At 50.1% G+C, this 25,335-nt stretch carries 25 protein-coding genes and 1 pseudogene; 4 read left to right on the plus strand and 22 right to left on the minus strand.

The genetic code is table 11. From position 1 onward, the window contains the following. The first annotated feature begins 273 nt into the window (after window positions 1–273). Window positions 274–1,539 (plus strand): IS110 family RNA-guided transposase, encoded by a 1,266-nt coding sequence (locus ACFFSY_RS00905; protein WP_377488514.1) that lies wholly within the window; start codon window positions 274–276, stop codon window positions 1,537–1,539. A gap of 394 nt (window positions 1,540–1,933) precedes the next feature. Here the strand turns inward: ACFFSY_RS00905 and ACFFSY_RS00910 are convergent, their stop codons facing one another. The 10 genes and pseudogenes from ACFFSY_RS00910 to ACFFSY_RS00955 form a co-directional block, all read right to left on the minus strand. Then, window positions 1,934–2,122 carry a hypothetical protein gene (locus ACFFSY_RS00910; RefSeq protein ID WP_377488517.1) on the minus strand — a complete coding sequence of 63 codons (189 nt, stop codon included), beginning with the start codon at window positions 2,120–2,122 and terminating at the stop codon, window positions 1,934–1,936. A gap of 885 nt (window positions 2,123–3,007) precedes the next feature. Further along, window positions 3,008–3,667, minus strand: a complete 660-nt coding sequence (locus ACFFSY_RS00915; protein WP_377488520.1) for a hypothetical protein — start codon at window positions 3,665–3,667, stop codon at window positions 3,008–3,010. Between the two features lie 500 nt (window positions 3,668–4,167). Further along, a pseudogene (locus ACFFSY_RS00920) lies at window positions 4,168–5,409 on the minus strand (IS110 family RNA-guided transposase). Between the two features lie 212 nt (window positions 5,410–5,621). Beyond that, complete coding sequence (locus ACFFSY_RS00925; RefSeq protein WP_377488523.1) at window positions 5,622–5,936, minus strand: hypothetical protein; 315 nt, start codon at window positions 5,934–5,936, stop codon at window positions 5,622–5,624. A 246-nt stretch (window positions 5,937–6,182) separates the two neighbouring features. Beyond that, on the minus strand, window positions 6,183–7,661 hold the full coding sequence (locus ACFFSY_RS00930) for an SMI1/KNR4 family protein (RefSeq protein ID WP_377488526.1): 1,479 nt from the start codon (window positions 7,659–7,661) through the stop codon (window positions 6,183–6,185). 167 nt (window positions 7,662–7,828) lie between these two features. After that, window positions 7,829–8,068: a hypothetical protein gene (locus ACFFSY_RS00935; RefSeq protein WP_377488529.1), complete on the minus strand. Its 240-nt coding sequence runs from the start codon at window positions 8,066–8,068 to the stop codon at window positions 7,829–7,831. Window positions 8,069–8,195: 127 nt separating this feature from the next. Further along, window positions 8,196–8,891 (minus strand): CD3324 family protein, encoded by a 696-nt coding sequence (locus ACFFSY_RS00940; protein ID WP_377488532.1) that lies wholly within the window; start codon window positions 8,889–8,891, stop codon window positions 8,196–8,198. Between the two features lie 11 nt (window positions 8,892–8,902). Then, window positions 8,903–9,607, minus strand: a complete 705-nt coding sequence (locus ACFFSY_RS00945) for a hypothetical protein (RefSeq protein ID WP_377488535.1) — start codon at window positions 9,605–9,607, stop codon at window positions 8,903–8,905. A gap of 167 nt (window positions 9,608–9,774) precedes the next feature. Further along, entirely contained in the window at window positions 9,775–10,515 is a 741-nt protein-coding gene (locus ACFFSY_RS00950) for a class I SAM-dependent methyltransferase (protein ID WP_377488538.1), read from the minus strand. Window positions 10,516–10,973: 458 nt separating this feature from the next. After that, on the minus strand, window positions 10,974–11,459 hold the full coding sequence (locus ACFFSY_RS00955) for a MerR family transcriptional regulator (protein WP_377488541.1): 486 nt from the start codon (window positions 11,457–11,459) through the stop codon (window positions 10,974–10,976). A gap of 178 nt (window positions 11,460–11,637) precedes the next feature. On the opposite strand from ACFFSY_RS00955, the gene ACFFSY_RS00960 reads away from it, so the two are divergent. Beyond that, entirely contained in the window at window positions 11,638–12,495 is an 858-nt protein-coding gene (locus ACFFSY_RS00960) for an SDR family NAD(P)-dependent oxidoreductase (RefSeq protein WP_377488544.1), read from the plus strand. A gap of 34 nt (window positions 12,496–12,529) precedes the next feature. On the opposite strand, the gene ACFFSY_RS00965 is transcribed toward ACFFSY_RS00960, so the two are convergent. After that, window positions 12,530–12,979: a MerR family transcriptional regulator gene (locus ACFFSY_RS00965; RefSeq protein ID WP_377488547.1), complete on the minus strand. Its 450-nt coding sequence runs from the start codon at window positions 12,977–12,979 to the stop codon at window positions 12,530–12,532. 174 nt (window positions 12,980–13,153) lie between these two features. On the opposite strand from ACFFSY_RS00965, the gene ACFFSY_RS00970 reads away from it, so the two are divergent. Together ACFFSY_RS00970 and ACFFSY_RS00975 are read left to right on the plus strand one after the other, a co-directional pair. Next, the gene (locus ACFFSY_RS00970; RefSeq protein WP_377488550.1) at window positions 13,154–14,005 is read left to right on the plus strand and encodes an aldo/keto reductase; all 852 of its coding nucleotides are present in this window, start codon (window positions 13,154–13,156) and stop codon (window positions 14,003–14,005) included. Window positions 14,006–14,250: 245 nt separating this feature from the next. After that, window positions 14,251–14,778, plus strand: a complete 528-nt coding sequence (locus ACFFSY_RS00975; RefSeq protein WP_377489645.1) for a DUF1036 domain-containing protein — start codon at window positions 14,251–14,253, stop codon at window positions 14,776–14,778. A 418-nt stretch (window positions 14,779–15,196) separates the two neighbouring features. Here ACFFSY_RS00975 and ACFFSY_RS00980 read toward each other — a convergent pair whose 3' ends face one another. The 11 genes from ACFFSY_RS00980 to ACFFSY_RS01030 form a co-directional block, all read right to left on the minus strand. After that, the gene (locus ACFFSY_RS00980) at window positions 15,197–15,964 is read right to left on the minus strand and encodes an ABC transporter permease (RefSeq protein WP_377488553.1); all 768 of its coding nucleotides are present in this window, start codon (window positions 15,962–15,964) and stop codon (window positions 15,197–15,199) included. Between the two features lies 1 nt (window position 15,965). After that, window positions 15,966–16,745: an ABC transporter ATP-binding protein gene (locus ACFFSY_RS00985; protein ID WP_377488556.1), complete on the minus strand. Its 780-nt coding sequence runs from the start codon at window positions 16,743–16,745 to the stop codon at window positions 15,966–15,968. A gap of 16 nt (window positions 16,746–16,761) precedes the next feature. Then, entirely contained in the window at window positions 16,762–17,631 is an 870-nt protein-coding gene (locus tag ACFFSY_RS00990; RefSeq protein ID WP_377488559.1) for a pentapeptide repeat-containing protein, read from the minus strand. Window positions 17,632–17,644: 13 nt separating this feature from the next. Next, a complete protein-coding gene (locus ACFFSY_RS00995) occupies window positions 17,645–17,974 on the minus strand; it encodes a PadR family transcriptional regulator (RefSeq protein ID WP_377488562.1) in 330 nt (109 codons plus the stop codon). A 170-nt stretch (window positions 17,975–18,144) separates the two neighbouring features. Then, window positions 18,145–18,660 (minus strand): ankyrin repeat domain-containing protein, encoded by a 516-nt coding sequence (locus ACFFSY_RS01000; protein ID WP_377488565.1) that lies wholly within the window; start codon window positions 18,658–18,660, stop codon window positions 18,145–18,147. 69 nt (window positions 18,661–18,729) lie between these two features. Then, window positions 18,730–19,566, minus strand: a complete 837-nt coding sequence (locus tag ACFFSY_RS01005) for a helix-turn-helix domain-containing protein (RefSeq protein WP_377488568.1) — start codon at window positions 19,564–19,566, stop codon at window positions 18,730–18,732. A 30-nt stretch (window positions 19,567–19,596) separates the two neighbouring features. Further along, entirely contained in the window at window positions 19,597–20,190 is a 594-nt protein-coding gene (locus tag ACFFSY_RS01010) for a YdeI/OmpD-associated family protein (RefSeq protein ID WP_377488571.1), read from the minus strand. A gap of 131 nt (window positions 20,191–20,321) precedes the next feature. Next, window positions 20,322–22,112 carry a sensor histidine kinase gene (locus ACFFSY_RS01015; RefSeq protein ID WP_377488573.1) on the minus strand — a complete coding sequence of 597 codons (1,791 nt, stop codon included), beginning with the start codon at window positions 22,110–22,112 and terminating at the stop codon, window positions 20,322–20,324. Between the two features lie 251 nt (window positions 22,113–22,363). Beyond that, a complete protein-coding gene (locus ACFFSY_RS01020; RefSeq protein WP_377488576.1) occupies window positions 22,364–23,017 on the minus strand; it encodes a DUF421 domain-containing protein in 654 nt (217 codons plus the stop codon). Window positions 23,018–23,312: 295 nt separating this feature from the next. After that, on the minus strand, window positions 23,313–24,107 hold the full coding sequence (locus ACFFSY_RS01025) for an SDR family NAD(P)-dependent oxidoreductase (RefSeq protein WP_377488579.1): 795 nt from the start codon (window positions 24,105–24,107) through the stop codon (window positions 23,313–23,315). Between the two features lie 126 nt (window positions 24,108–24,233). Then, window positions 24,234–25,241 (minus strand): helix-turn-helix transcriptional regulator, encoded by a 1,008-nt coding sequence (locus tag ACFFSY_RS01030; protein ID WP_377488582.1) that lies wholly within the window; start codon window positions 25,239–25,241, stop codon window positions 24,234–24,236. Window positions 25,242–25,335 lie beyond the last annotated feature (94 nt).

Below are 25,335 nucleotides of genomic sequence, written 5' to 3' on the forward strand. Positions count from 1 at the left end.
TAATACGTAAAAATGGGATAAACAACAATTAGTCGGTTCCATAAGGAATCATAGAACTACTCGTAATCATTGAAACTAATCTGCCCGTTAGTTCAACAAAGACAGCCGATCGTTGTGATCGGCCGCCGCTGAGATTTATTCAACTATCGTCTCCCGATAGAATTCCTGTAAAACGAATATTTTGGCGTTTGAACAAAAAGGAGCGCCTCCGGTACGATGGGGTTACGCACGAGGTCAAAAGCCTCAAAAAGCCCATCAGGAGGTCGCTCTACTATGAAGTTTAAGGCACAGGACAAGCAAAATCAACTCATTGAAAACATTACCGTTTCACACCTTGTCATCGGCGTAGATATCGCCCAGGAAGTTCATGTGGCTCGAGCTGTCAGCTTTCGAGGAATTGCTTTAGGCGCTCCGCTCGAGTTTGGCAACCATTGTGAAGGTTTTAAGTTATTCGAGCGTTGGGTGCAGGATCTGCTCCAGTCCTACAGTCTGAGCAGCATCATCGTTGGCATGGAGCCGACCGGCCACTACTGGTTCAGCCTTGCACGCTGGCTTGTCGAGCAAGGCATTGAGGCTGTTTTGGTTAATCCTCATCTCGTCAAAAAGAACAAGGAAAACCGGGACAATACGCCTTCTAAAAGCGATCGCAAGGACGCGCTGATCATCGCGGATATGATCAAAAACGGGTACTACTCTCCCGTTCGCTTTCATCCAGAAGCCTACGAGGAACTACGTATTCTCATGGCAAACCGCGAGACGGTTACCAAACGCTTGAACAGTGCAGTTAACCAAATTCATCGCTGGGTAGATATCGTTTTCCCCGAACTGCGCCAAGTCTTCAAAATCCTTACCTGCACAAGTGCAATCGCAACGCTCAGACTCTTTCCTTTGCCCAGCGAGATCAGTCGGTTAAACACAGAACAAGTTTTGGTCGGTTGGAAGCAATATGTTAAACGTCATGCTGGCGTTAAGCGTGCTGAACTGCTCATTACACTAGCGAAGTCCAGTGTTGGTGCCACCCAGTCCCTCCGCGCATACAAGCTTCATCTTGGCCATCTGCTAGAGGAATATGACCTGGCTCAGCGTCAGCTTGAACAAATTGAGTACGAGCTGAACGGCATTCTTAAACGTATTCCATACGCAAAGAAGCTGCTTGAAATACGGGGCGTCAGTGCTACGTGTCTTGCGGGTGTTCTCGGTGAGACCGGTGATTTAAGCGGCTATTCGCATGGAAATGCACTGCTTCGGCACGTTGGACTGAATCTTGCGGAGGCTAGTTCTGGGAAGTGGCGTGGAAAGATGGTGCTCAGTAAACGAGGGCGTACACGTCTGCGTCATTTTCTCTATCTCATGACGATGTGCATGGTCATGACAAACCCGGAAATTGGGGCTTTACACCGCTACAATGTGGAGGAAAAGAAGCTGAAAAAGATGAAATCCATCATGAAGTTATGCAGCAAAGTAGCTCGTCTGTTAGTCGGCCTAGCTAAGAGTAGCGAGGCCTATGATTCAACCAGAGTTTTCCCGCAAGCAGCCTAAGATCGGTCGATCCTCATCAGCTCATGCATTCGCAGGATGACAAGAAGCACGGAGTATCGGGAGACGTTGCGCAAAAGGGCTATGACCCGTTCCGATAGAAAGACCGACCTCCACCCCGTAGTTAGATGTGACGAAGGAATGAAAGGGCTATGACCCGTTGAGACATGGGAGCGAGAATCGCTAGGGCGACGTGGAGACGTGCGTATAATGGAACAATATGGGTGGCGTAGTTTTCACCTTTATTCCCGCATGCCCATTTTTACTTCTGTCCGCCGCCGACTCCTCTCACATCGTCTTCTTCATTCTAACTACAGGATGAAATCCTGCGAATTCAGGAGTCTGAGTGAGGAAACTGAATCATTTCGAGGGAGCGTAACGATGGATTTAATATGACCTACTTTATAAGGATCACATCTATAAAAATAATAGCGAGTCCAACGGGTAGAGTTAGGTAACCTCCAACCTTTACTGCTTTTTTTGATCTAACCCCAATGAAATTTAAACTTAATAATTTTTCTGGGATTGTGATTTGCAGAACACCAGAAATTACGCCAATTATTCCGATCGTTGATAATGGACCCAATATTGCATTCTCCTTCTATATACATCCCCAATTAGTTTTCAATTCGATTAAAAATGATATCCCTTACGCTGTCCCTGCCCAATAGCGTGACGAACGCGGACGCTGCAAGTCATGATTCGATTCAGCTAACGTTCCCGTTAGCGCAACAATCAACTAATTATCGAATGTAATGATTAGTCTAACATCCGAAGGGTCCTTACTTCCAATAATACGATTTAAGGCATCCAAAAATCTCCGTCCACATTCCCGATAATTAACCGATTCAATTATTTTCTCGCCGTCCATAGTCTCATCTTCATATTCAAACACTTGGTCCCAGTTATATTCTATCAGTTCTTTTGCAGTAAACCACGTAGTACTATGACCTTCTAAAAGTATGATTTGAGGCGGGATCTTTGGGCTAACGTCTTCGGGCAACCCACGTGGATCACAGATATAAGGCATGTTCTCGGGGTTACGTTGATTGGCCAAGATTGCAAAGAGCTCATAATTTCTATCTGTGAAGACCATATCCTTTCTTAGGACCATCCAAATCAGGGGTTCGTCGATATCAGGAACGTCACCTGCCCAACTGCTTGTTTATCAGTGGATACCCATTTGCTAATTCTGTTTACACCTTCATTTTCATACACTTTTTCTTCTGCAAAACAATGAATATCCGTTCCCATTATGCACCTCTAGTTATTACCAGGATATGAATGTAATTCTGGTTACATCCACGTTATCCTGCTCGTTAGCGCAACGACGACAGCCGATCTATCTGACCGGCTGCCGTCGTTGATTGTTGAGCTATCGTCTCCAGTTAGTTTAACAAAGACAGCCGATCGTTCTGACCGACTGTCGTAATGCCTTATTAGACGCCCCATTAACCCAACGTCACAAAGGTTAGGAGTTATATTCAATTTCATCGAGTCCTTCAACTGCGTAATACCCTTGTAGGTCAACTGATAATCCCGCCGTACCTGCCGACCAAGAATAATTAACCCATATTGATCTTTTATTTGGAAAGTTAATTACATAACCCATGTTCCCAAAAGAAGCAGCCTCGTTAAACCCTTTAATTTGTTCAAATTGAATGCCTTTCTTTTCTAACTCAGAGGCGAGGTCAAATCCTAGTTCTTGAGAGTTAATGGGTATAGATAAATTAAATTCATTGACGCCAGCCCTCGGACCATATAAATGAAGATCCCAATAGGTTGGTTCAACGGTTTTCTCTAATCTAGGTATCCAATTCCCATTAATTAATACTAGAAGTTTACCTCTCCGCTCCCCATTCCCAATTCCCTCTGTCTCCCACTCAATATTCTCATTGTCCGAGAGCACTTTCCAATCGTTTAACGTTGTAATATTGCCACCATCATTGTCTATTGCTAATAACTTTAACAGATCTATAATATCAATTCCTGAAACGCCCTTAACTTCATTAGTAGCAGTCAATTGTTGTTGTAGTGTTGCAATGGTGTTTTCTGATCTCTGATATAAATAAAAAGTAGTGATATTAGAAAGAATTAGTACGAATATAAGTAGTGCTAGTATCTTTTTCAAATATCGCATCTCCAATTTTCATTATTCTCTACTCACATCCCCATTGGGGCAATTCATGCCAGCACTGGTCCTTCCTGAGCAGGGATGCCCTCAGGAATAACACGCTAACCTCCCTCTATGGAGAATCGTTTTCCTCTTAAATACGCCTGTTTTCTTAGGTTTTGAACGTTTTTCTTTCGTACGTAACAACAGCTGAATGGAACAAGGTTGTAGAAGATGCAGAATATGGGGCGGGGAAAGTGAAAAAACATATCCACTCAGACCACTCACTCAAAAAAATGGTCGTTTTGGATCTCCACTTCGCCTCATGGAGGTCAACCCTCCCATGTCTCACAGAGTCTTCGCTCCCACATTCCTTCATTCAACCTGTCCATGAGGTGGAGGTCGGATATGCTGCCCGACAGGATCTTCGTCCGTATGTTAGTGTTGTTCCGACTCATCCGTGCTTCAATTGTCTGTTCCTTCGTTATCTACGTTCGTCTCCTATGAAAACCATGAATTTAAGCTGCTAACGAAACTTCCGTGAACCGAGGGATATCCTGCAACATCTTTTCTTCACTGTACCGATGACCTTTTTTCAAGACACCAAAGAGAATTCGAATCAGCTTGCCGCAAAGCGCAATGAGCGACTGCATCTTTTTCAACGGATTATCTGGCCGTTTGGTGTAGTACTGATGCAAAGCCTTAAACGCTCGGTTCTTAGCCACAAGTGGCATCATGACGCGAAATAGCAGCGCTCGCAACCGCTTACGACCTCGCTTCGTGATCTTCGTTTGTCCCTTGTGTTTACCGGACGTGTTTTCTTTGAGGTTCAAGCCTGCGAGCTTAACGATCTGTTTGGGGTGCCGGTAACGTTCAATGTCGCCAATTGCAGCGAGGAAACCGGCTATACTGTCCCGGCCAATCCTTTAATCGCCAGTAGTTGCTGCACATGCAGGACTTGCCCTAAAAGCTCATCCAGCCTTGCCTCAAGCTCTTCAAACTTTCCTTCAAGCAACTCGTACTGTGTTAACAACAGCCTAAGCTCGAGTTTTGCTAGTGCTGTACCTTCTCGTAAACCAACGGAACGGCTTGCCGCTGCTTTCAGACTTCTCATACGCTCGATGCCGAGACCTCGCTTGGCAACCTTCCTGAGATGACTCAGTAAGGCTTCCTCCGACTCCGAAACCAGCTCATGCGGCAACAAACAGAGACTAAGCATTTGGCGTGCGGACTTGCATTCCCAATCTTTAAAAACCGTGAGGAACTCTGGAAAATACCGATCCAACCAGTTATGGACGCGGCCTTGAACCACGCGCAAGTCCGTCGACAAGTGATCGCGAATTTTCATCGCTTCCCTTAGTTCGGCATAGATGCCCTGGGGAAGATTAGGTACGGCGTATCTTCCGTCTTTGACGAGCTGCGCGATGACTTTAGCATCTTTGATGTCGTTCTTGGTTGGCGAATTGTCATCCAACTCTTTGCTTTTCTTCACATGGAGCGGATTAACGATAGCGCACATAACGTACTGCTCTCTTAGAAAATGGGCCAGGTTTAGCCAGTAGTGCCCGGTGCGGTCGGTTCCATGCCAACGATGACGTCTTGGAACCTTCACGGTCGTTCTCAAACGTAATGGGCTTCCCGAACTCGACTCCGCGGTAGTCTTGTGCGCGAGCGACATGTTTGAATTTAGCGATGTCTACACCGACAATTAAAGTAGAGGAAGTGATTTGATTAATGCGTTCATTTTGAGTAGAATTCATCTTGTAGTCTCCTTGGTTTGTTTTTGGATCCGGTCGCTGGCCAGCATCGTGGACCCATTAACATCATACCAAGGAGTCTTTTTGTTTCTCATACCTCGTATTTCTTCAATATAGGAATGCTGCCCTTTAGCTTAATGGAAAAAGCTGCTGCGGCGGCAAACTGATCCCTGAATCGCTGAACTAACGCTCTCCCGTTAGCTTCACTGTAACTTTCATCGTGCCAAACTTTCGCAAAGAGCCTTATAAGCACGCACCGCGATATTAGCATCGTCCGCAAGGATGGTGATTGAATCCTCTAGATAAGAGACAATTATTCGCATATCGAATTCTCTCTCTCCCTCAATCCAGTAATAAATTTGATAAATCTCTTCTTCTTTACTTGAGCGCTCTAGTATCACTTCAGCATCTTTAAATTCATCAACTATTGCTTCAGGAAGAAATGGTAGATAAGTACGCGAACCCAGAGGCCTCCTGTATCCGTAGATAATTAATTTGTTTTCCAAGTCTCCAACAATTCTATTCGCCATGCCATCTTTAAGCTCCCATTTCGGATTATGTACAACAGAGGTCCCATCTCCACTTTTCGATCGAGGACTGGTCAAGCGCTGTCCCAGATGCACGAGGAAGCTAGTGCACTGTGGAGCTACGGGGTGATAATTATTACGGGGGAGCAGCTGCCACAGCAAACTGCTCCCTGATTAAACTATCGTCTCCCGTTAGTTGAACCAACTAATGCAAATTGTATCGTTTTTTAGGATTGTGGCTTCTACTAGCTAATCATTGTCATCATTTTCTATAATCATATCGTAAATAAAAACAGCAATGCTCTCCCATTCTCTAATAGCTTCTCCTCCTTCATGAGTCATTTGGACGATACGACAATCTTCACGAATAGCATCGTTTACTAGAAGGGCATACCAATCTCCATCAGCTCTTTCAGCTACCGAAATGTGTATTTCATTAAAGGGAGCATCCATTTCTCTTAGTTCTTTCAGTTTGTCTTTGCTAAAAGTGATTATCGATTCAGCAGGTATGAGTCGGCAATCGGAACTTAGATAACCCCCATTAGTTTTCTTTAATAGATCCACCCAGTAAGTTGGTAGCTGTATTTGCATTTTTTCTATCTCCTTGAGGCTGAGACGCTTGCAAAAGTCCTCAGGGCGCTTTTTCCTCTCGCTGTTCACAAGCGAAAGTATTTGCTTCATAGTAAATTTCTTCATCGGTTTATCTATCTGATCATATAGTTCTTTTTCTTTCTTATGAAGTTCCTTAATTTCCTCAAAGGATATACTTCCGATTTCTTTCTTCTCCCCGTAATAAAAGGGGGGAGTTAGTGTTTCGCTATCCAATAACAGTGCCCCTTCAGGCAACTTATCCACAATTTGAATGAGTTCTAGCCTATCTTGCGAGCTAATGATGTGATTGCTGATCAGAACCTCTTTCGCTCTTTTACTAATATAGAAGCCTTGATAGCCCTTAAAATGTCCAAATGCAAAATCTGTGGTTGGGAGATATGCTTTAAGTAACCGCTCTTGATAGTGAACTCTAAACGAATCTGGATCACATAAGCTTAAGTATCGTTGCAGGGAACGAGGTAAATCGGCTTCGGGGCGTAGGCAATCAGCCGTAAAACTGGTTACGCCTATTCTTCCTAGAGAATTCGGGTATTTCTCACTATCTCGCAAATAAACAGAGTCAATATCGACCCACGGGGAGTCCAATCCTCTGCCAATGAAGGTAGTTGCGACGGGCAAATACCATTGCTTGGGAGGAGCAAACTTACCGATATCTTTACACCAAATAAACTCCAGCCCCGTTAAACCATTCTCTTCTATAACCCGCTTGAACTTCTCTGATACGAACGGACGTGCGTAAATTCCACTACCCGCATCAATGTTCGGCAATATATTAGAAGCGTTACAACATATTATATGACCCTGGTAATCTGTATTATCGATTGATTTTATCGGTACATATTTGAACCACTCCGCCTCTGCTTCTTCCGGTTGCTGTTCATATGCGCAATTATAGGAGAAGGTAATTCCATTGTTTAGCGCATATTGTTCAAGTGCATGCATGAATTGCTCGAACATGGGGTCTTCACTATCTATTCTCCCTGTACCAGCAAACCCGCATTCAACCCCATACGGGGCAGTAAATTGCTTAACGAAAGCCTTTCTCCTGGCTTGATCTTCCTCATCCATCCAGTTGACTTCCTCGAACCCGATGGAAAAATAATAATATTCTTTCATATCAGATAATCTCCCTTTACAGTCTATAACTTTTCCTATCATATAATAATGAAACTCACTACATATGCTGCTTAGCAAGAATATGGATCATGAATTCAATTTCCATAAATCCTAATCAGACAAATTAATGTTAACACGTTTTGGAACTAAACTGCCCAATAGCTCAATCATTTCTTCGATGAACGCTTTTTCATATAATAAACCGTGATAAAGGCATCCTCATTAAAACCAAACTCCCTGCTTTCAATTACATAAGTTTCATCAAAGATATCGATCACATCACCAGGTACCAGGGTAGGTAGTGAAATTTTTGTTTCCTGTTCAAATAAACATTCATCACCGACAAAGAAACGAGTGATAAAAAAATCAATTGGCGGAAACGCAGGTTCATACTTACTAATCTCCAACACTTGTCACCTCGTTTGATTAATCTTCAACATCTGGCACTCAAATGAAGAAGGAGCATCTGCCGCGGCGGCAAGCTGCTCCGGATCAATGAACTGAAGTCCTCGTTGAATGAAAGCCGCTTGGGCACTACATTCTTACATAATGAAAAATGGTTCCATAGTATTTCATAAACCGCTTATAATCGTCGTTTCTTCTCATAACGATTATAGTCGGAAAAGCGTTTACTTTACGCTGCTTTAATTCGGAAAATAAATCCGTCTGTACGGTGCAATGAAATTCCCCTGCATCATACTGCACAAGCAGCGGTGGTGACTCCGCTAAATGCTCGCCAGTACCAAGTGAGAGACACTCTTCGATATTTATCCCATTCAGCTGAATGAGCCTTAGCGGAAACTTAACGACTCCAAAATAGAGATATTCATCCTGCGTGAATGCATCTAGGGTAGGTTCCGCTTTTCGGGTTAGCAGCAAATAACATTGCGTCCACTCTTCGAGCAAACCGGCCTCCGTATATTGAACGGCTGAACATAGGGTCGGGGCATAGGTGAAATGTCTTTCGGTTTTCTTCGAATAGATGATTTTCTTAACGGAATCCAAGGATAGATAGTATTCGTCGGCAAGCTCCGAAATCGTAACCCCATGCGCATACTTGTTACGAATCATTAGGTTACGTCTCTGAAGTTGATCCCGGTATCCGGAACTCTCTCCCCACGCCTTTTTTTCTTCCCCGGTAGGAATGTAGAGAAGTTTACCTGCCGCGTATTTCTGTAATTCCTTCAACAGCTCTACTGGTAGCACATCGCTGGCATTCTCATATTTCATCCCATCACCATCTACATGGCATATATTCGATCTTCCAGCTCACGGATGGACTTCATGATGGACTTGCAGGATTCTATATCATCGATGGATGCATGCCAGCGCAGGGTATCAAGCCCCTTAAAATAAGCCATGCACAAGAATCTTTCTTTAAAATCAGGGACGACTACCCCCCGTTGCTGGCAATACGCTGCCAACCGTTCGGGTATCTTCAGGTAAGGCTTATTGAGATCCATGATGGCGAAATCCAAAAGAAAGTCGCAAATGCCGGATCTGCTCCAATCGGGGAATCCGACCACGGTCTTGCCATCGGTGATCATATTTTCGAAAAATGTGTTGTTATTGACCAAGTAACGTCTTCCCTCACAATATCGAATTCTGTTCTCCATTTCCTTGAAGTATCTTTCGAAGAATTCCCGCTCTAACACCGTTGTCGCAAACAGTTCCCGCCAATTCAGCCAATACCCCTCTTTATTTTCGGCAAAGGTATCGATCAGAAATTCCCTGCAGGTCGAATACGATGTTGTACCATCCTCATTAAACTCACCGTAGCCCTCTACGCCGGTTATATCTGACGAACTGATTTCAAGAATTTTGTCAAAAAACAATTCGTAGCTGCCTGCAAATTCTTCGGGACTTAATTGATCCGCAACGAAACCATTAGGTGTCATGCTTACCTTTTCCGAAAGCATTGCCTTCATGAAATTGTCCTTCCCCATTTTTTGATCTCCTTTTCCATTGGCCATTTAGAAGCATCAGCTGCGCATCTGATAAGGAAATCATAACATTGGGAATGAGGGGGAAATAGGTCACAAATAGCTTAAGCTAACTTTACACATAGGACTGTAATAAGGCATGCAGCAATCGTTCTCCGTGACTTCAACAGCTATTTATCCGCCAGTATTGTAAATTCCCAAGGGATATTTTCATTATTCCATCCACGATGTTCATCGAACTTTCTCAAGCTGAACCCTGCAGCAATGACCGAATTCATAATATCGCTCAACGTATACAATCGAATGGACACATCGGGGAAATCGTTCTGTTCGTCTTGATCAAATGCGCCTTTATACGCTACATCTCCGTTTTTTAGTTCCGCATCAAAATAGTTGATTTCGCCGTGAGAGGAGATCACTCTTCCTAAGGGATGGAAATCGCTTAATATCATCTTTCCACCATCCTTCAGTAAGGCATAAAGAATACCCATGAACTTCTCTAAGTCACTGAAATAGTGTAAGATCCCGCCCTCCAAATATAGAAGGTCAAAATATCCGCCGTACTCCTGAAAATCAATATCGTATATGTCGGTGACAATGTAGGCTAGTGTGGTATTGGCGCTTGCGGCCAGCTCTAAAGCATATTTTTGGTTTTCCTCCGAGATATCGAATACGGTCACCTCTGCTCCTAATAAAGCTAATGGAACCGCCTTTCTTCCGTTTGATCCGCAAAGGTTAGCCACCTTTTTACCTTGAACATGTTCAAAGAGGTGCTTATGCTTTTTAAGTGCCGCTCGTGGATTTTCTAAGATCCGACGTGCTTTTTCCTGAGGAGAACCATCTCGTTTATTCCAAAATTCATAGGCGCGATACTCCCAAGCTTTTTTGTTTATTCTACTTTGTTCATGCACTTCGTCTCCCCTCCTTGTATCGGATGCAGCGACGGCAACCGAGCTTTCTGCCCGGTTGCCGTCATGTTCGTTACTGAACCTTCGTCGGTTCAGCCTGTTCGGGACCTCAAGCTTAGTACGCTATAAGCGTCTATTGCGCTTCTCATCCAGATATATATCTAACGCTTCAATCCCGCGTGTCGCTAATTTAATGAATAAATATAAGCTATACAGGCCCATTAGAGCAAAGAGCCCGTAAACAATGAACAAAATAGATGCGAATCCAGCCAAAATAGCCCACCCCCAAAATGTAAATAAAGGATATTATTTACTCATAATACCATAGAAGAAGATTCGAAGCATACAGAAGCGGACCTCGTCGATTCACGCGAACCTCCCTATTACTTTAGCGTGCAAAGGAGCAGCTGCCGCGGCGGCAAACTGCTCCTGGATGATTCAGCACATTTGGGATGATACCTTCAAGAATCCGAAGACTTGCCCGCTCTGGCCGATACGGGAAAATAACTCATCTCAACAGGAGAGACGGATTTGGGTTTCGGTTCATATGCGCCGTCCTCACTCTCATCCGAACAACTCCGCCGGTATCTCCCCTCCTCCAGCTTCATGTCGATAAAATCAACGACCTGCTGCAGCGAGGCGATTTGACTGACGATATGTCCCCGATGGCTCCTTAAGAGCTCCACCAGTTCGGGATATTCCGCGGGATCGCTATCTGCGGAGACCATCAAGAATGGCCGCATTTCCTCAAGAGCCATCCCCGTTTTTTTCAGGCAAGTGATCAGCTGAATCCTCTCGACGTCTTCCTGCCGGTAGATTCGGTGCCCGTTATCCTTCCGGTCTGCCCGGGGCAGCAGCGCGATCTTCTCGTAATAACGGATGGCATCTTCCGAAACCTCGGTCTGCTCGGCGGTTTGCTTGATCGTATACGTACGCCCTGCCTCCATGTTGTTCCCTCCCAGAGATCGCTTTGTTTGTGCATTATATAACTTGGTGCCAGCTCCAAGTCAAGTCTCCTCTTTTGGGCCACAATTACTTTCATTCGCGTCTTGACTTAGAGTCGACTCCAACTTATAGAATGTGCGCTATTAGGGGAGTTACCCCAATAGCAGGAGGAGAATTGTTATGAACAAGAACCAACATGAACAAATCGCATTGATTACGGGCGCAAGCTCGGGGATCGGGTTCGAATTAACCCGGAAGCTGCTGTCGGAGGACTGGCAGGTGGTTGCTTTGAACCGTTCCGACTTCCCCGCGGACGATAGTCGTATTCAAGAAGCGCTCAAGAGTGGACGGCTTCGAGCTTATAGAACGGCCGATCTTGCCGATTATGCCAGCTTGAAGCGGACGTTGGACGAGATCAAGAACAAAGAACAGCGGATCGATATTTTGTTCAACAACGCCGGAGGGTCCTTCCCCGAATTGAGCTATTCGAAACAAGGACGCGAGAAGCATTATGAGCTGCAGACGGTCGTTCCGTATATCATCCTGATGGAATTGATGGAGCTCATCAAAAACGGTCGCTTAAAAACGGTGATTAACACGTCATCTTCAGCAATCAAATTCACGAAAGAATTGTCGATCGAAATGCTGGAGCACCCCAAAACGTTCCGCAAGCTGCTTGGACCTTACGCCACCTCCAAGCTAGCCCTTTCGCTGTGGACGCAGGCCATCGCGCCGAAGCTGGCCAAGGACGGCATCAAGATTCGCAGCGTTGACCCGGGCGGCAACAATACGTTAAGAAAAGGAAAAAATTCCGGACTGCCGCTAGTGGTTAAACTGTTGATGCAGCTGTTCTTCTCTCCGCCGACGAGCGGCGCCGACAAGCTGTATGAAGGTGCTCTCGGGGAACACCGTCATGAGACCGGCGTGTTTCTGCTGAAAGGTCAGGTCACAGCATTGAAATTTACAGGTCAAGCGCAAACCATTTTGGAGCGGATTGATGCTATTTATGAACACGAATTTGTACAGCGCAAGTCATAACCAAGCTGGCTATTGACGGGATCACGGACATCCATCACGCCTTCCGAACGGATGGCGAGTAGAATACATCACCATGCATATGTTGGATTTGGTCCCAGTTGCCGGGATTCATCATATCTGGCGTGCGGCGCTCCAGAATGGCCTGATACAAGGCGTTTTTTTGTTCCAAATGGGCCACATGCCGCTTGGCTTCTTCGAGCTTCATGAGCGCCGCTTGTTGATGCTCCATCATGAGTGCGTAGCGCTGCGGAATGGTCGACTCCCCTTCGATGCAGAGATCGACGTACTTTTTGATCACTTCGATCGGCATCCCGGATTGCTTGAGGCATTTGACGCCATGCAGCCAGTTGATCGATTGTTCGTCGAACATCCGGATGTTGTTTGAATTGCGCTGTACGCTCGGCACCAGGCCTTTATCCGTGTAGAAGCGCACGGCATGCTCCGTGAGTCCCGTTAATAGGGCGGCTTCTTTGACCGTATGCATGTGAAATCCTCCCTTGGAAAAATAACTTATTGAGGCTGCTTGACTTCGTGTAACACGAAGGTCCTAAGCTTACTGTAACGCAAATACGCCGGGAGCGGAATCCCCGCTACCATACCCGATTTCGGGCGTACGCGCCGTTTGCTGTGATACATGTGAACCAGGGGAGGAATTACAATGCAAACCGTAACATTGAACAACGGTGTGAAGATGCCGATTATCGGATTCGGCGTCTACCAAATTCCCGATGCCAAGGAATGCGAGGAGGCCGTATATGAGGCGCTCACGGCTGGTTATCGGCTGATCGACACCGCCGCCGGTTACCTGAACGAGGAAGCGGTCGGACGCGCGATCAAGCGCAGCGGCGTACCCCGCGAGGAGCTGTTCATCACGACCAAGCTCTGGGTGCAGGATGCCGGCTACGAGAGTGCCAAGCTGGCGTTTGCCAAGTCTCTCCAGAAGCTGCAGCTCGACTACCTCGATCTGTATCTCATTCATCAGCCGTGCGGCGATTACTACGGCGCTTGGCGCGCGATGGAAGAGCTATACCGCGACGGCAAGATCAAGGCGATCGGTGTCAGCAACTTTCTGCCCGACCGTCTGATGGACCTCATCGTGCATAACGAAATCGTGCCCGCCGTCAATCAGGTCGAGACGCACCCCTTCTACCAGCAAATCGAGAGCGCCGCTTTTATGAAAGAGCAGGGTGTGCAGCATCAGTCGTGGGCGCCGTTCGCCGAAGGACGCAACAACCTGTTCGGTAACGACGTGCTGACATCGATCGCGCATAAGCACAACAAGTCTGTCGCCCAGGTCGTGCTGCGCTGGCTTGTACAGCGTGAAGTCGTCGTTATTCCGAAATCGGTAAGCAAAGAACGAATCGTCGAAAACTTCGACATTTTCGATTTTGAGTTGGACGCGGACGATATCGAACAAATTACGGCCCTCGATACGCGGGAAACGCTATTCTTATCGTACCACGATCCGAAATTCGTCAAAATGCTAGGCACTTGGAGAATCGATCTGTAACCTTGATCGAACCGTAAAGGCAGCACAATATCCTTTACCTCGTTGTAAAAATAAGAAGGGGCTGTCCTCGTCATCTGTGATGACGTATAGGACCGCCCCTTCTGCCGCAGAAGCGCTCCAAGCGCTTGCGGAGTAGGTGCCCCATTCTTCTGCTTGGGCGCTGATTTATCTGCATGTCTATTTCCTTTTTCTATGAATCTGCATACTTTGTATACGGTAACGATATGAAAAAGGAAGTGAAGACAATGGGACTCCGTTTTCGCAACAATACCAAATTAACCGTGTATGTGGCCTTCGCCTATTACAATGAAGACTGCATGGGTGACTCGATCCCCGACAAGCCTTGGCCCAACTTGTATGAAGCGGTAGGTTGGTACCGAGTGAATCCTGGGCAAACGGTAGAGGTGTTGACGGGGGGCGTCAATAACCGACAGTTCTACTTCTATGCTGAATCCGTATCCAGGAGTCTGGTATGGTCCGGCTTGAACATGATTAATCTCCCTCAAAACGCGTTCCAGCTATGTGGCGGCGCTGGTTACTGCGATGCTCCGCTCTGTAGAAGAGTTGGAATGAGAAGCATCGCGGTCGGTAACTACAGTAATTACACCATTAATCTAGTATCCAGCAGCAGCCAACGTGCATCTAAGTTTAGAAACGTCCATACGGCGCTGCCCGGAAGAAGACCTCATGCTGGCCGCAAGTCACCACCTGATCCTAGCCGCGGACGAGTGGTCCGGCCCCGCACTGGTCGAGTATCTATTCCGAAACGTTAGCTGCGAACGGGAGTCAATCGAATCGGTAATACCAAAAAACCGCTTTCTCATGAGCGGTTGGAAAATGAGCGTGCAGCATCGTATCCACGCCGCCGATCTTAAACCATGAAACCCTCATTAGGCTTGTTAAAATCGCCCTCGTAGCACGCGTCATTTTGATCATCATATGGCGTTCATCTCCCCCAAGGTCTCCAAAATCCTTTCCTTTATATTAGCTGGATTGCCCCCGACTCGCATACCGGATTTTGCGGCCACAGGAACAATCTCGTGCCATTTTATTCACGCCAAAAAGCCCTTAAAAGGGCTTTTTTCGGAGGGTCAGCGCAGCGACCGGGACGTTAATTCTCTTAGATAAGGTTCCATCGTAAAGGATCAATCGTATCCCTCAATAGTAGATCAGCTGCTGCCGGGCTTGCTGTTACCCTCTCTTCTTATACGCCTTCATGGCGAAGAAGTAAGCCACGATCATAATGCCGAGGCACCAAGCAAGCGCGGTCCAGATGTTGTTGTCGAGCGGCTGACCGGATAGCAAGGCGCGGATGGATTCTACGATCGAGGTGACGGGCTGATTCTCGGCAAAAACGCGAACGGCGGTCGGCATCGACTCGGTCGGCACGAATGCGGAGCTGATGAAGGGGAGGAAGATGATCGGGTAGGAGAAGGCGCTTGCGCCATCGACCGTCTTGGCGGACAGTCCGGCTATCGCGGCGACCCAGGTTAGCGCAAGCGTAAACAATGCGAGTATACCCGCTACGGCAAGCCATGGAAGTACGCCTGCGGACGAACGAAACCCCATAAGCAGCGCGACGGCAATGATGATGACTACCGAGATGGCGTTGGATACGAGCGAAGTCAGCACATGTCCCCAAAGCAAGGCAGATCGCGATATCGGCATCGTATGAAACCGTTCGAATATGCCCCGCTGCACATCGGTAAACAACCGGAAAGCCGTGTAGGAGATGCCGCTGGCAATCGCCATGAGAAGGATGCCGGGCAGCAGGTAATTCACATAGTTATCCGTGCCGGCTTGAATCGCGCCGCCGAATACATAGACGAACAGCAGCATCATCGCGATCGGCGTGATCGTGACCGTGATAATCGTATCCGCGCTGCGGGAGATGTGTCGCAGGGAACGTCCGAGCATGACGCTAATATCGGTGAAGAAATGCTTTTTTGTCGCTTCCATATTATTTCCCCTCCTTTTTGCTGACGATCGCGAGGAAGATCTCCTCTAACGTCGGTTGTTTCTCCACATACTCCACCTTTCCGGTCGGGAACATCTTCTTCAGCTCCGGCAGCGTGCCATTGGCGATAATTCGGCCTTCATGCAGAATCGCGATCCGGTCGGCCAGCTGCTCTGCTTCCTCTAGATACTGCGTGGTCAGAAAGACGGTCGTGCCGCCATCCGCGAGCTCCTTGACGATCTTCCATACCTCGATTCGCGCCTCGGGATCGAGCCCGGTCGTCGGCTCATCGAGATAGATGATCTGCGGTTGGCCCACCAGACTCAGGGCGATGTCGAGCCTGCGTCGCATCCCTCCGGAGTACGTGGAAGCACGGCGGTCTGCAGCATCCGTAAGGCCAAAGCGGCGCAGCATGTCGTCCGCCACCTGGCGTGGGTTCTTGAGGTATCTCAGCTTAGCGATCATGATCAGATTCTCCCGCCCGGTCAGAATGTCGTCCACGGCGGCGAACTGCCCGGTCAGACTGATCGTCTGCCGTACATGATCCGGCTTAGACGCGACATCGAATCCGTTGATCGTGGCGGTTCCGCCATCCGGCTGAAGCAGCGTGGTAAGGATTTTGACAACCGTTGTCTTGCCTGCCCCGTTGGAGCCGAGAAGGGCGAAAATACTTCCCTTCTCCACCTCGAAATCGACGCCTTTCAGCACGTGGTGATTCTTGTAGGATTTTTGCAGTCCTTTGACTTGAATGGGTTTCATTTGCGCAGTTTTCACAGCTTGCATCGGAATCCCTCCCTAATTAAATGACAGTTACCTTGGACAGATTAGCTTCCATGCCTTTGAGCAGCGCGAAGGTCAGTTTATCCATCGTGGCGCCGTCGAAGTTGATCGTCTTGATCGCGCGATAATACTTTTTCGAGAAGATCGACATCGACTGGAAGGATACGTTCTTGAGCGCAGCGCCTTTGAACGACACGCCTTGCAATCCTGCTTTGTCAAACTTGACGCCGATGAACGTCTGTCCGTCGAAACGCAGCCCGCTTAGGTCGGAATACGTGAAGTCCACGCCATCGAATACGCAGCCTTCGAACGTCGTCCGGCGAAGATCGGTCGTCGTGAACGTCGCGTCGGTCAGTCTTGCGCCCGTGAATTGGGCACCCTCAAGGCCGGCTGAGCTGAAATTGGCGCGTACCAGAATCGCCTTCTTGAAGCTTGCCTTCGTCAGATCCAGCGCCGACAGGCTGCAGTCCGTCAGATTCGCGCCGTCGAAGATCGCTTCGCGTACGTCGCTGCCCTTGAACGAGCTGCCGGTCAGATCGGCGCCGGAGAAATCGGAGCCGCGCAGCGCGCTGCCGTTGAACTGTCCTTTATGGGCCGTAACGCCCGCGAAGTCGCTCTGTGCCAGGTTGCCCCCGCTAAAGTTGGTCACCACTTGCCGCTCCAGCGAGCGGGAGAGGTTGGCGACCTCCAGAATCGTCTGCTCGATATCGCCGATGCTTTCGACCGTCAGCTGGAACGCGGTCTCATCATCCTTGCCCTCGGCACGGAGTTCAAGGTACCGCTCCTGCAAGTCGGAGAGCAGATCGGCCTTTAATTCGTTGACGCTCTTCACCCCGTCGTATGGCGTGAACACGCTGTTCAGATAGTCCGTCAATTTTGGGTTTGTCATATGAAATCTCTCCCTATAGTAAGTTTTCAAGAACGCGCTTGGCATACTTCCAGTTGCTCTTGTTGCGGACGTAGGTATCCTTGCCCTTCGCCGTAATCCGAAAATACTTGCGCCGTCCGCCCTGGGACTCATCGCCCCAATACCACTCGAGATCGCCGTCCGCTTCAAGCCGCCGGAAGCTTGCGTACATCGTCGCTTCCTTCAATTCATACTCGCCGTCGGAGCGCTCGGCAATGAGTCTGACAATCTCGTACCCGTAGCGATCGGCTTCGGACAAGAGCCGTAACACCATCGTATCCGTATGCCCGCGAAGCAGGTCGGATGTGATTTTGTTCTCGCTCATGTCATCACCTCCATGACTGTATAATACGGCAAGGTACTATGACTGTCAAGGTAATATTTTAAACGAAATACTTTGGCTGGAATTAATCATGTATCCATAACAAAAAGAACCGCGCATCGCGCGGTTCTAAAGGGCGTACTTCGATATGCCAACGTCATGAATCAGTTCCTCTAATCGATACCCGAACCCTGCATATATTGCTCCAACAATGCCAAGACACGCAGATTCCCTCTGCTCTTGGCAAGGCTAACGGCATCATCGCCGCCTTCCGCTTTGGCATGAACGTCGGCACCGTGTTCCACCAATAGCTGGATGAGATCGGTACTGTCCGCATGGAAAGCCGCCGTATGCAAGCTGGTGTGGCCGTTGCTATCGAACACGTTAGGGTCCGCCTTGCTCATCAAGAGCAGTTCGATGACGGCGGCATCCCGTTCGCCGGCGATCGCGGCGTGAAGCGCGGTATTCGAAGGAATGTAGGCAATTCGTGAATGCGATACCGCGTTCACCTCGGCGCCATACGCGAGCAGCACTTTGACAGCCTCCGCCTGCCCATAGTGCGCGGCGAATCCGAGCGGTGTCAAGCCGTCTTCATTCTCCTTGTTGGCAAGCGCAGGATCCTTGTCTAATAAGACCTTCAATTGCTCGCTGTCACCCGAACGAGCTGCGTCAAATACTTCATGGACCACATGTATTCCACCTTCCGTTGGCATTTGCATTCCCTGCTACTACTGTACGGGATTTCCGAGCGCCTCTGCTTATTCACAATCACCTTTTCGGCGAAAGCGCACAGGCGCCTCGCCGAATCGTCTTGTAAATAGATTCGTAAACGTCCCGGTGCTTTGGAAGCCGACGCTTAAGCAAATATCCGTCACCGTCTTGTCTGTGGCAAGCAGCTGGCGCTTCGCCTCTTGAAGACGCCGCTCGACGATATACTGGCGCGGCGAGCACCCGAACAGCGATTTATAATTGCGTAGAAAGTGATTGGTCGATAGACAGGCAGCCCGCGCGATATCGGATAATTCGATCTCTTGATCATAATAAGCCGACATATAATCGTGTCCGATGTGAATACGCCGATATAACTCTTCCCTGGTTGAAGCGCGTAACGAGGGCAGCTTCTGCATGTCGTCACGCACGCGAGAATGGATCATGAGCAGACTTTGCAGCATGGCATGCAGCTTCTCTTCTATCTCGAGGGCATCCCCTGGATGAGATCGCAAGGACCGCAGCAGAGGCAACAATGCGCCATCGTCGGCAGGGTACGTTCTCTCTACGAATTCGAAGGGCGATCGCGCCGATTGTTCGAGGGGGTCGTCCAGCAGCGCCGCGCTTGACGTGCTGCATGTGCGAAATACGTCCTCCGCCATATTCTCGGGAAAGAACACGCAGAACGACTCGACGACCGTCTCCGAATCAATCGTGATGGCATATTCCTGGCCGCGATTGAGCAGCAAATAGTTGCCCTCTTCGACCCGGTAATGGCCGCGGCCGGTATTGTAATAAGCCTGGCCGTTGCGGAAGGTTTTGATCGATAGCGCTCCTGCGCCTTTCCAATAATACTGCTTGCTTCTCTCGTGCAGAATGTAGGCCATGGCAGGTAATCCCCTGTTTGAATGGAATGATTAATCATTCAATCCCTTGCCGTCTAGGATCTGCTGCGTGTATTTCTCCACCCGCGCGGCGCGCGTTTTGGCTTGTTTGGGCGCCGAGAAGTGGAGCAGGTACGCTCTTTGCCGCCCCGGCGTCAACGCTTCGAACGCCGTCTTCAAGTCGGGGAGCTCGTCCAGCTTCGTCTGGAATTCTTCCGGAACGGCATATTGCTCGCTCTTCTTGAATTCCACTTCCAAACCAGCCTTCTCGACTTCGATCGCTTCGTAAATATACGCTCGAATGGTCGCTTCCATCTCGATGATCTGCTGCTCGCTCGTGAACCGCAGTTGGCGCGCCGCCTGCACGTTCTCCGTTTGCTGGATCAGGATGCCGTGAGGATCGCGCAGCAGGGCTCCTTTGTGAAAGAGCAGCGCGCAATATGCTTTGAAGCCGTGGAGAATGACGATATTCTTCTCCTCGAGCGTATAACACGGATGCATCCACTTGAAATCTTCGGTCAGCCCGCAGTCCAGCACGATTTCTCGCAGCTTCTCGAATTCTGCCTTCCATGTCTTGGCTTTCCTTAAGAATCCGTCCACCTTCGGATTCGTTACGCGAGTTGTCATCACGGCGCACTCCTCTTCTTCAGTCGTTACTTACCGTACTTGTCTATACTGCCGCCTGCCAGCCAATCCGTCGTCGGACCGGCCGCGTCAGAATCGTCGTGTCTCTTTGTCGTACTTAACGATCCAAGTAGCTAACCTTTGGCCGAAGGCACGACCGGAATATCGATCGTGAACTTGACGCCATCGTCATTCTCGACCTTGATGGTACCCTTATAGCGCTTCACGATGGATAACGTAATCGGCAGACCGAGGCCCGAATTCCGCCCTTCCGGCTTGCTGGTGACGCCGGCTTCGAACATCCGGTCCATAATCGCCGTATCGATCGTCCCCACGTTACGGACGGAGAAGCGGAGTCTACCGTCCTCGATCGTGCCCGACAGCTCGACTTCTCTTCGTTCCGGCTCGACCTTCGACACTTCGTCGAACGCGTTGTCGATCAAATTGCCGAGCATGCGGACGAAATCGACGGACCGCACCCCTTTCGGAAATCCGCTCATATTCGAGAAAGCATACCGGAAGCGAATGTCGCTCCGCTCAGCCTGCACGAGCTTGCTCTGAATCAACGCCCCCAGGGCCGGATTGCCGATATTGAGGATGGCATTGATGTCGTGAATTTCGCCGACGACTTCTTGGGTATAGGATTGGAGCTCTTCGTACTTCCCGACCTGAGCCAGCGCATGAATGGTATTGATGTGATTGATGAAGTCATGCCGCTGCTCCCGGATGTTATGGAACAACGCGTTTAATTCCTCCACGTAGGTCGCCTGCGTATCCGTCGCCGCCTGGTCCTTGGATTGGCTGAAGTAATGGTTCAGCGCCAGCAGAATGAGCGTGCAGACGACGGTAACAAGCAGGATGATGATCCCCATTTCCATCAAAATGCCGCTTAGCTGATCTTGGATTTTCCGGTAGTCGATCGCAATGCTGATCACGTAGTAGTCCAGATTCTGCTCAAGCTCGCGGACGGAATTGTTCGTGACCAGTCCAAGCTCGTCGATCTTGTCCGTGAACACCGGAATGAACGTCTTGAGAATCGAATGCCCGTTCACGTCGGCTTTGTAGCTGGCGATCGCCTTGGTCTCGATGGCCCGCCGGATCTCCCGCGCATCCAGCGCTTCGTTCGCGTACGCATTCGTGCCGAAGAAGACCGGCGAATAGTACCTTGGCGTATAGGTTTGGCCCGCGCTATTCTTGGCCACCACCGGTTCACTCCCGTAGGCGGATGGATTAATGCCGGAGATTTCGAGAATGCTCGGATCGGAAGTGGTGATGGAACTGATGATGGACGCGATGCCGACCGACTGTTCATAGTTCCGGATGAACGCGCTTGAGACGAACGGATTGATCATATAGTTCGTGGACCCGTCGTAATAGTAGCCATATTTGTAATACTCTTCCGCGTTCGTATCCGATACGGAGTAAGGGCCTGTCCAATAGTGAGCGAGGCGATCTCCCCATTCGTACGTCGTCACGTTCTTGTTCTCGTACAACTCCAGAAAGACCTTGTTCCACAGCCCCCAGTTCTTCGTCGACAGCCCGATCTCTTCCCGCTTGGACGATCTCGCGAGCACGAAGGCGTCGTCTTCCTTGGTCAGCAGCGAGATGGCGTCGATGCCCAGTTCACGGGCCAGCGCATCCAGCTCCTCATTGGTCACATGGCCGATATCCGGATCGAGACGCGATCGGATTGCCAGCGCATCCGCTCTCAGTTTCTCGCCAACGAGCCGCTCGACATAGGCCGAACCTTCCCGGGAATGTTCCAGTATGTTGTTGATCGCCAGCGCTTGTGATTGCAGCTTGTCGATCTCCTGCCGCTCAAGCTTCTCTTTGCTAATAAAATAGTAGATCGCATTGTTCACGACGAGCAGCGCGATTAAAGCCATCGTGAGCAGGCGCGTAACTTTGCCAAAAGATTGATGCATGTTTATTTCGATTCCCCCAACTGCCGCTTATTCCGCTTGCTTCTTCTCTCTCGCACCTCTATTATGGCATAGAAATCATGAACCGGAAGACACATTTACAAGAAAAAGGGCATAAGCACCTTGTGTGCCTACGCCCTAGCCCGAATATGCAAGATGAAAGTCGCAGGAAACGAACGTTCGCATGCGAAAAAAGACGGCCTTCGATCCGATCATGATCCGGATCAAGGCCGCCTGGGCAAGGTGAATATGCCCTAAGGCTGCAGCTGCACCAATAATTCATGCCCATGCAAATACTCCGCGTAGAACACCTGCCGAACCTCGGTAACCGATCGCTTGCGGAGCTCGTTATGGAACCACTCTTCGCTCTTCTTCAGCTGATGCAGCGACTTCTTCATAAGGACGCCATCCATGACGAGCGGCGTTGGCAGCGTAGCGATGGTGCCTGCTCCGTATTGGAGCGTCTCGCCTTTCACGATGCTCACGTTCCCGTCCGGCTCGATGAACGCGAAGCGGACTTCGCGAAGCGAGAACACGTCCTTCTCGCGCAGCATACCCAGCAGTTCTTTCAATTCCATGCGGTGCTTGCGCAGCACGTTCCTGTCGATGATGCCCTCTTCGATGACGAGCTCCGATTCTCCGTCCAGCAGCTTGCGCGTGCGATCGAACTTCAACGTGATTTTATCGATCAAATAGATCATCGCGGTCCACAGCAGAAGCGCATAGGACATATGCAGAGCGGTGATATCCTTCTGATAGAGCACGTTCCCGACGAGCTCGGACAATACGATGGCCGAGATAAAATCAAACACGTTCAGCTGCCGCAGCTCGCGTCCGCCGATGAACTTCGTCATGACGAAGAGTACGACGAAGCCTGTGACCAGCTTGACGGTTAATTGAAGATACATGACTCATCCCCCTGACGCATATTCCCCTCTAGTATTGGCAGTTGAGGAGAGATTAGACATCGGGGGGCGAAGGATTTGGGACGCCTCGAATCATGCAGGAACACACAATCGCAAGCTCTGGGGAAGCCCATGTCGATGCAGGTCCGCTTAGGACGCGGTAAAGCTGGCGATTCGGCGCAGGTCGCCGTTCCAGATCGGATGCTTGCAGCTTACCGGGACGTTCGCCGGGGAGGATTCGGAGTGTATGTAACAGGCGTGACGCTGCTGACGCGAGTCGACATTCCGGCCCCGTCAGCTAGAAAATCGTCGGTACCATGCCGCCGTCCATACGGATCGGAACGCCCCTGAAGGCTGACGCCAGCGGGCTGCTGACGAAGGCGGCGAGTCTGCCGATCTCCGCCGGCCGGATGAAGCGCCGCAATTCGGATTGCGGCAAGGTCGCGGCCATGAACGCGGCTTCCTTCTCGGCGAACGTCATCTCCGCGTTCGGGAAGCTCCCCTCGACGATGTGCTGCACCTTCTCCGAAAGCGTCGGACCGGGTAGAATCGTATTGACCGTTACGTCCGTTCCGACGGTCAGCTTGGACAAGCTTCTCGACAGCGACAACAGCATGGATTTGGTCATGGCGTACTGCGGCATAAGTCCGGATGGCATCACGGCCTCTTCGCTCGCCATGAAGAGGATGCGACCCGCCCCCTGCTTCAGCATGACCGGCAAATAAAATCGGCATAAGGCGTTCGCGGCCAGCACGTTCGCCTGGAAGTACTTGTCCCATACGTCGTCGCTTGCGTCCTCGTAGTTCATCAGTTCATAAATCCCTGCATTGTTGACCAGTATATCGATCTGCGGGAAGCGTTCGAATAAAGCGGCGCGCTGCTCGGCATCCGTCAGATCGCCCGCGGCATTGCGAGGCGAGGTCGAAGGGTAGGCGTCCTTCAATTCCCGCACGGTCCGCTTAGCTTCCTCGGCATCCCGTCCGTTCACGAGGACATGAACCCCCTCCTTGGCCAGCTCGAACGCGATGGCTTTCCCGATCCCCTTGGTGGACCCCGTAATTAATGCTGTCTTGTTGGTTAATCCCATATCCATGCTGCATGACTCCTTCTCTGTGATTCCAGGATAGGGATATCATACCTGGCCGGCAGGGCGTGGTAACTAGCCGGTACCGCCAACGTTCTTGCCGAACGCGCCAAGCGCCGCCGCGCCGCAATGCTGCTAATTCGCGCTCGCGTGTTCCGCCCGCCAATTGGCAGGCGTGTCGCCCTCCCAGAGACGGAAGGCGCGGTAGAACGAATTCTGATCCTCATAGCCGATCAAGAATGCCACTTCCTTGATATCGAGCGAGCGGTCGGCCAAATAGGCTCTCGCCTGCTCATGCCTCGCTTGCATCAGCAGCTGCTTGAAGCTCGTGTTCTCCTCCGCAAGCCTGCGCTGCAAGGTACGGTCGCTCATGCCCAGCTCCTTCGCGATGACCTGAATGTCAGGGCGTCCTCCCGTCAGATGGCGCTTCATCATCCGCACGACCGTCTGGGCAGCCGTCTGGCCGTCCTGCCCTTCACCTAACGAATGGTCCAAAGCAGGCGTCAGAATCGCCAGCAGCTCTTCGTTATGCGAAATGAAGGGGCGGTCCAGGTCCTTCCGGCGCAGCGTCAACCGGTTGCCAGAGGCGCCGATCCGCACCGGACAGCCGAAGTACGCTTCGAGCGCCCGTACATCGCCCATCGGCTGCGAGAATTCGACGAGCCGCGCGGTCAGCGGCCGCCCCGTGCCCCGTCGCCCGAGTTCCAGCAAGAAGGCGAACGTAAGCCCAACCAGCAGCGGCGGACCCGGTTGCCCCTCCTGCCAATCCAGTTCAATCGCGCAGCGCTCGTCCTCCTCGTCGATACGCAAGCGCTCGGGCGGGCACATCTGCTTGTAACGCGCCATCTTGCTCAGCGCATCGCGATAGTCCCGTGCATGGTAGGGCGCTAAGACGGTAGGCGGGTATTGAGCGGTATCGAAGACGGTCGCAAGCTTGACGATGGCTTGCGCCATATCGCCGGCGAGATCGGCATAAGCCTGCCAGATGGCGTAATATTGAACGGTCGTGACGACGGACTGCGTACCGATATCGAGCGGCAGCCTCGCTTGGCGAGCTACGTCGCGGTCGGCAATCCCTAATTGCCGAAGCCCTGCCCATAAGCCAGGCGGGACCTTGATCGCGCCTGACGGAAGTGTCTTCATACGTCTGATCTCCTTTGGCTGCCCGGCCAATCAGCCGGCAGCCTCTCAAGTCTTGTCTGCGTTGTCTATACCTCCATTGTAGCCTATCGGCATC

Source organism: Paenibacillus aurantiacus (assembly GCF_042431225.1).
In the GTDB taxonomy this organism is placed as follows: domain Bacteria; phylum Bacillota; class Bacilli; order Paenibacillales; family Paenibacillaceae; genus Paenibacillus_Z; species Paenibacillus_Z aurantiacus.

Bases quoted from the DNA above. Each gene is read 5' to 3' on its own strand.
- ACFFSY_RS00905 (WP_377488514.1), top strand. From the start codon at position 274: ATGAAGTTTAAGGCACAGGACAAGCAAAATCAACTCATTGAAAACATT.
- ACFFSY_RS00925 (WP_377488523.1), bottom strand. From the start codon at position 5,936: ATGGCGAATAGAATTGTTGGAGACTTGGAAAACAAATTAATTATCTAC.
- ACFFSY_RS00930 (WP_377488526.1), bottom strand. From the start codon at position 7,661: ATGAAAGAATATTATTATTTTTCCATCGGGTTCGAGGAAGTCAACTGG.
- ACFFSY_RS00940 (WP_377488532.1), bottom strand. From the start codon at position 8,891: ATGAAATATGAGAATGCCAGCGATGTGCTACCAGTAGAGCTGTTGAAG.
- ACFFSY_RS00945 (WP_377488535.1), bottom strand. From the start codon at position 9,607: ATGGGGAAGGACAATTTCATGAAGGCAATGCTTTCGGAAAAGGTAAGC.
- ACFFSY_RS00955 (WP_377488541.1), bottom strand. From the start codon at position 11,459: ATGGAGGCAGGGCGTACGTATACGATCAAGCAAACCGCCGAGCAGACC.
- ACFFSY_RS00960 (WP_377488544.1), top strand. From the start codon at position 11,638: ATGAACAAGAACCAACATGAACAAATCGCATTGATTACGGGCGCAAGC.
- ACFFSY_RS00965 (WP_377488547.1), bottom strand. From the start codon at position 12,979: ATGCATACGGTCAAAGAAGCCGCCCTATTAACGGGACTCACGGAGCAT.
- ACFFSY_RS00970 (WP_377488550.1), top strand. From the start codon at position 13,154: ATGCAAACCGTAACATTGAACAACGGTGTGAAGATGCCGATTATCGGA.
- ACFFSY_RS00975 (WP_377489645.1), top strand. From the start codon at position 14,251: ATGGGACTCCGTTTTCGCAACAATACCAAATTAACCGTGTATGTGGCC.
- ACFFSY_RS00980 (WP_377488553.1), bottom strand. From the start codon at position 15,964: ATGGAAGCGACAAAAAAGCATTTCTTCACCGATATTAGCGTCATGCTC.
- ACFFSY_RS00985 (WP_377488556.1), bottom strand. From the start codon at position 16,745: ATGCAAGCTGTGAAAACTGCGCAAATGAAACCCATTCAAGTCAAAGGA.
- ACFFSY_RS00990 (WP_377488559.1), bottom strand. From the start codon at position 17,631: ATGACAAACCCAAAATTGACGGACTATCTGAACAGCGTGTTCACGCCA.
- ACFFSY_RS00995 (WP_377488562.1), bottom strand. From the start codon at position 17,974: ATGAGCGAGAACAAAATCACATCCGACCTGCTTCGCGGGCATACGGAT.
- ACFFSY_RS01005 (WP_377488568.1), bottom strand. From the start codon at position 19,566: ATGGCCTACATTCTGCACGAGAGAAGCAAGCAGTATTATTGGAAAGGC.
- ACFFSY_RS01010 (WP_377488571.1), bottom strand. From the start codon at position 20,190: ATGACAACTCGCGTAACGAATCCGAAGGTGGACGGATTCTTAAGGAAA.
- ACFFSY_RS01015 (WP_377488573.1), bottom strand. From the start codon at position 22,112: ATGCATCAATCTTTTGGCAAAGTTACGCGCCTGCTCACGATGGCTTTA.
- ACFFSY_RS01020 (WP_377488576.1), bottom strand. From the start codon at position 23,017: ATGTATCTTCAATTAACCGTCAAGCTGGTCACAGGCTTCGTCGTACTC.
- ACFFSY_RS01025 (WP_377488579.1), bottom strand. From the start codon at position 24,107: ATGGATATGGGATTAACCAACAAGACAGCATTAATTACGGGGTCCACC.
- ACFFSY_RS01030 (WP_377488582.1), bottom strand. From the start codon at position 25,241: ATGAAGACACTTCCGTCAGGCGCGATCAAGGTCCCGCCTGGCTTATGG.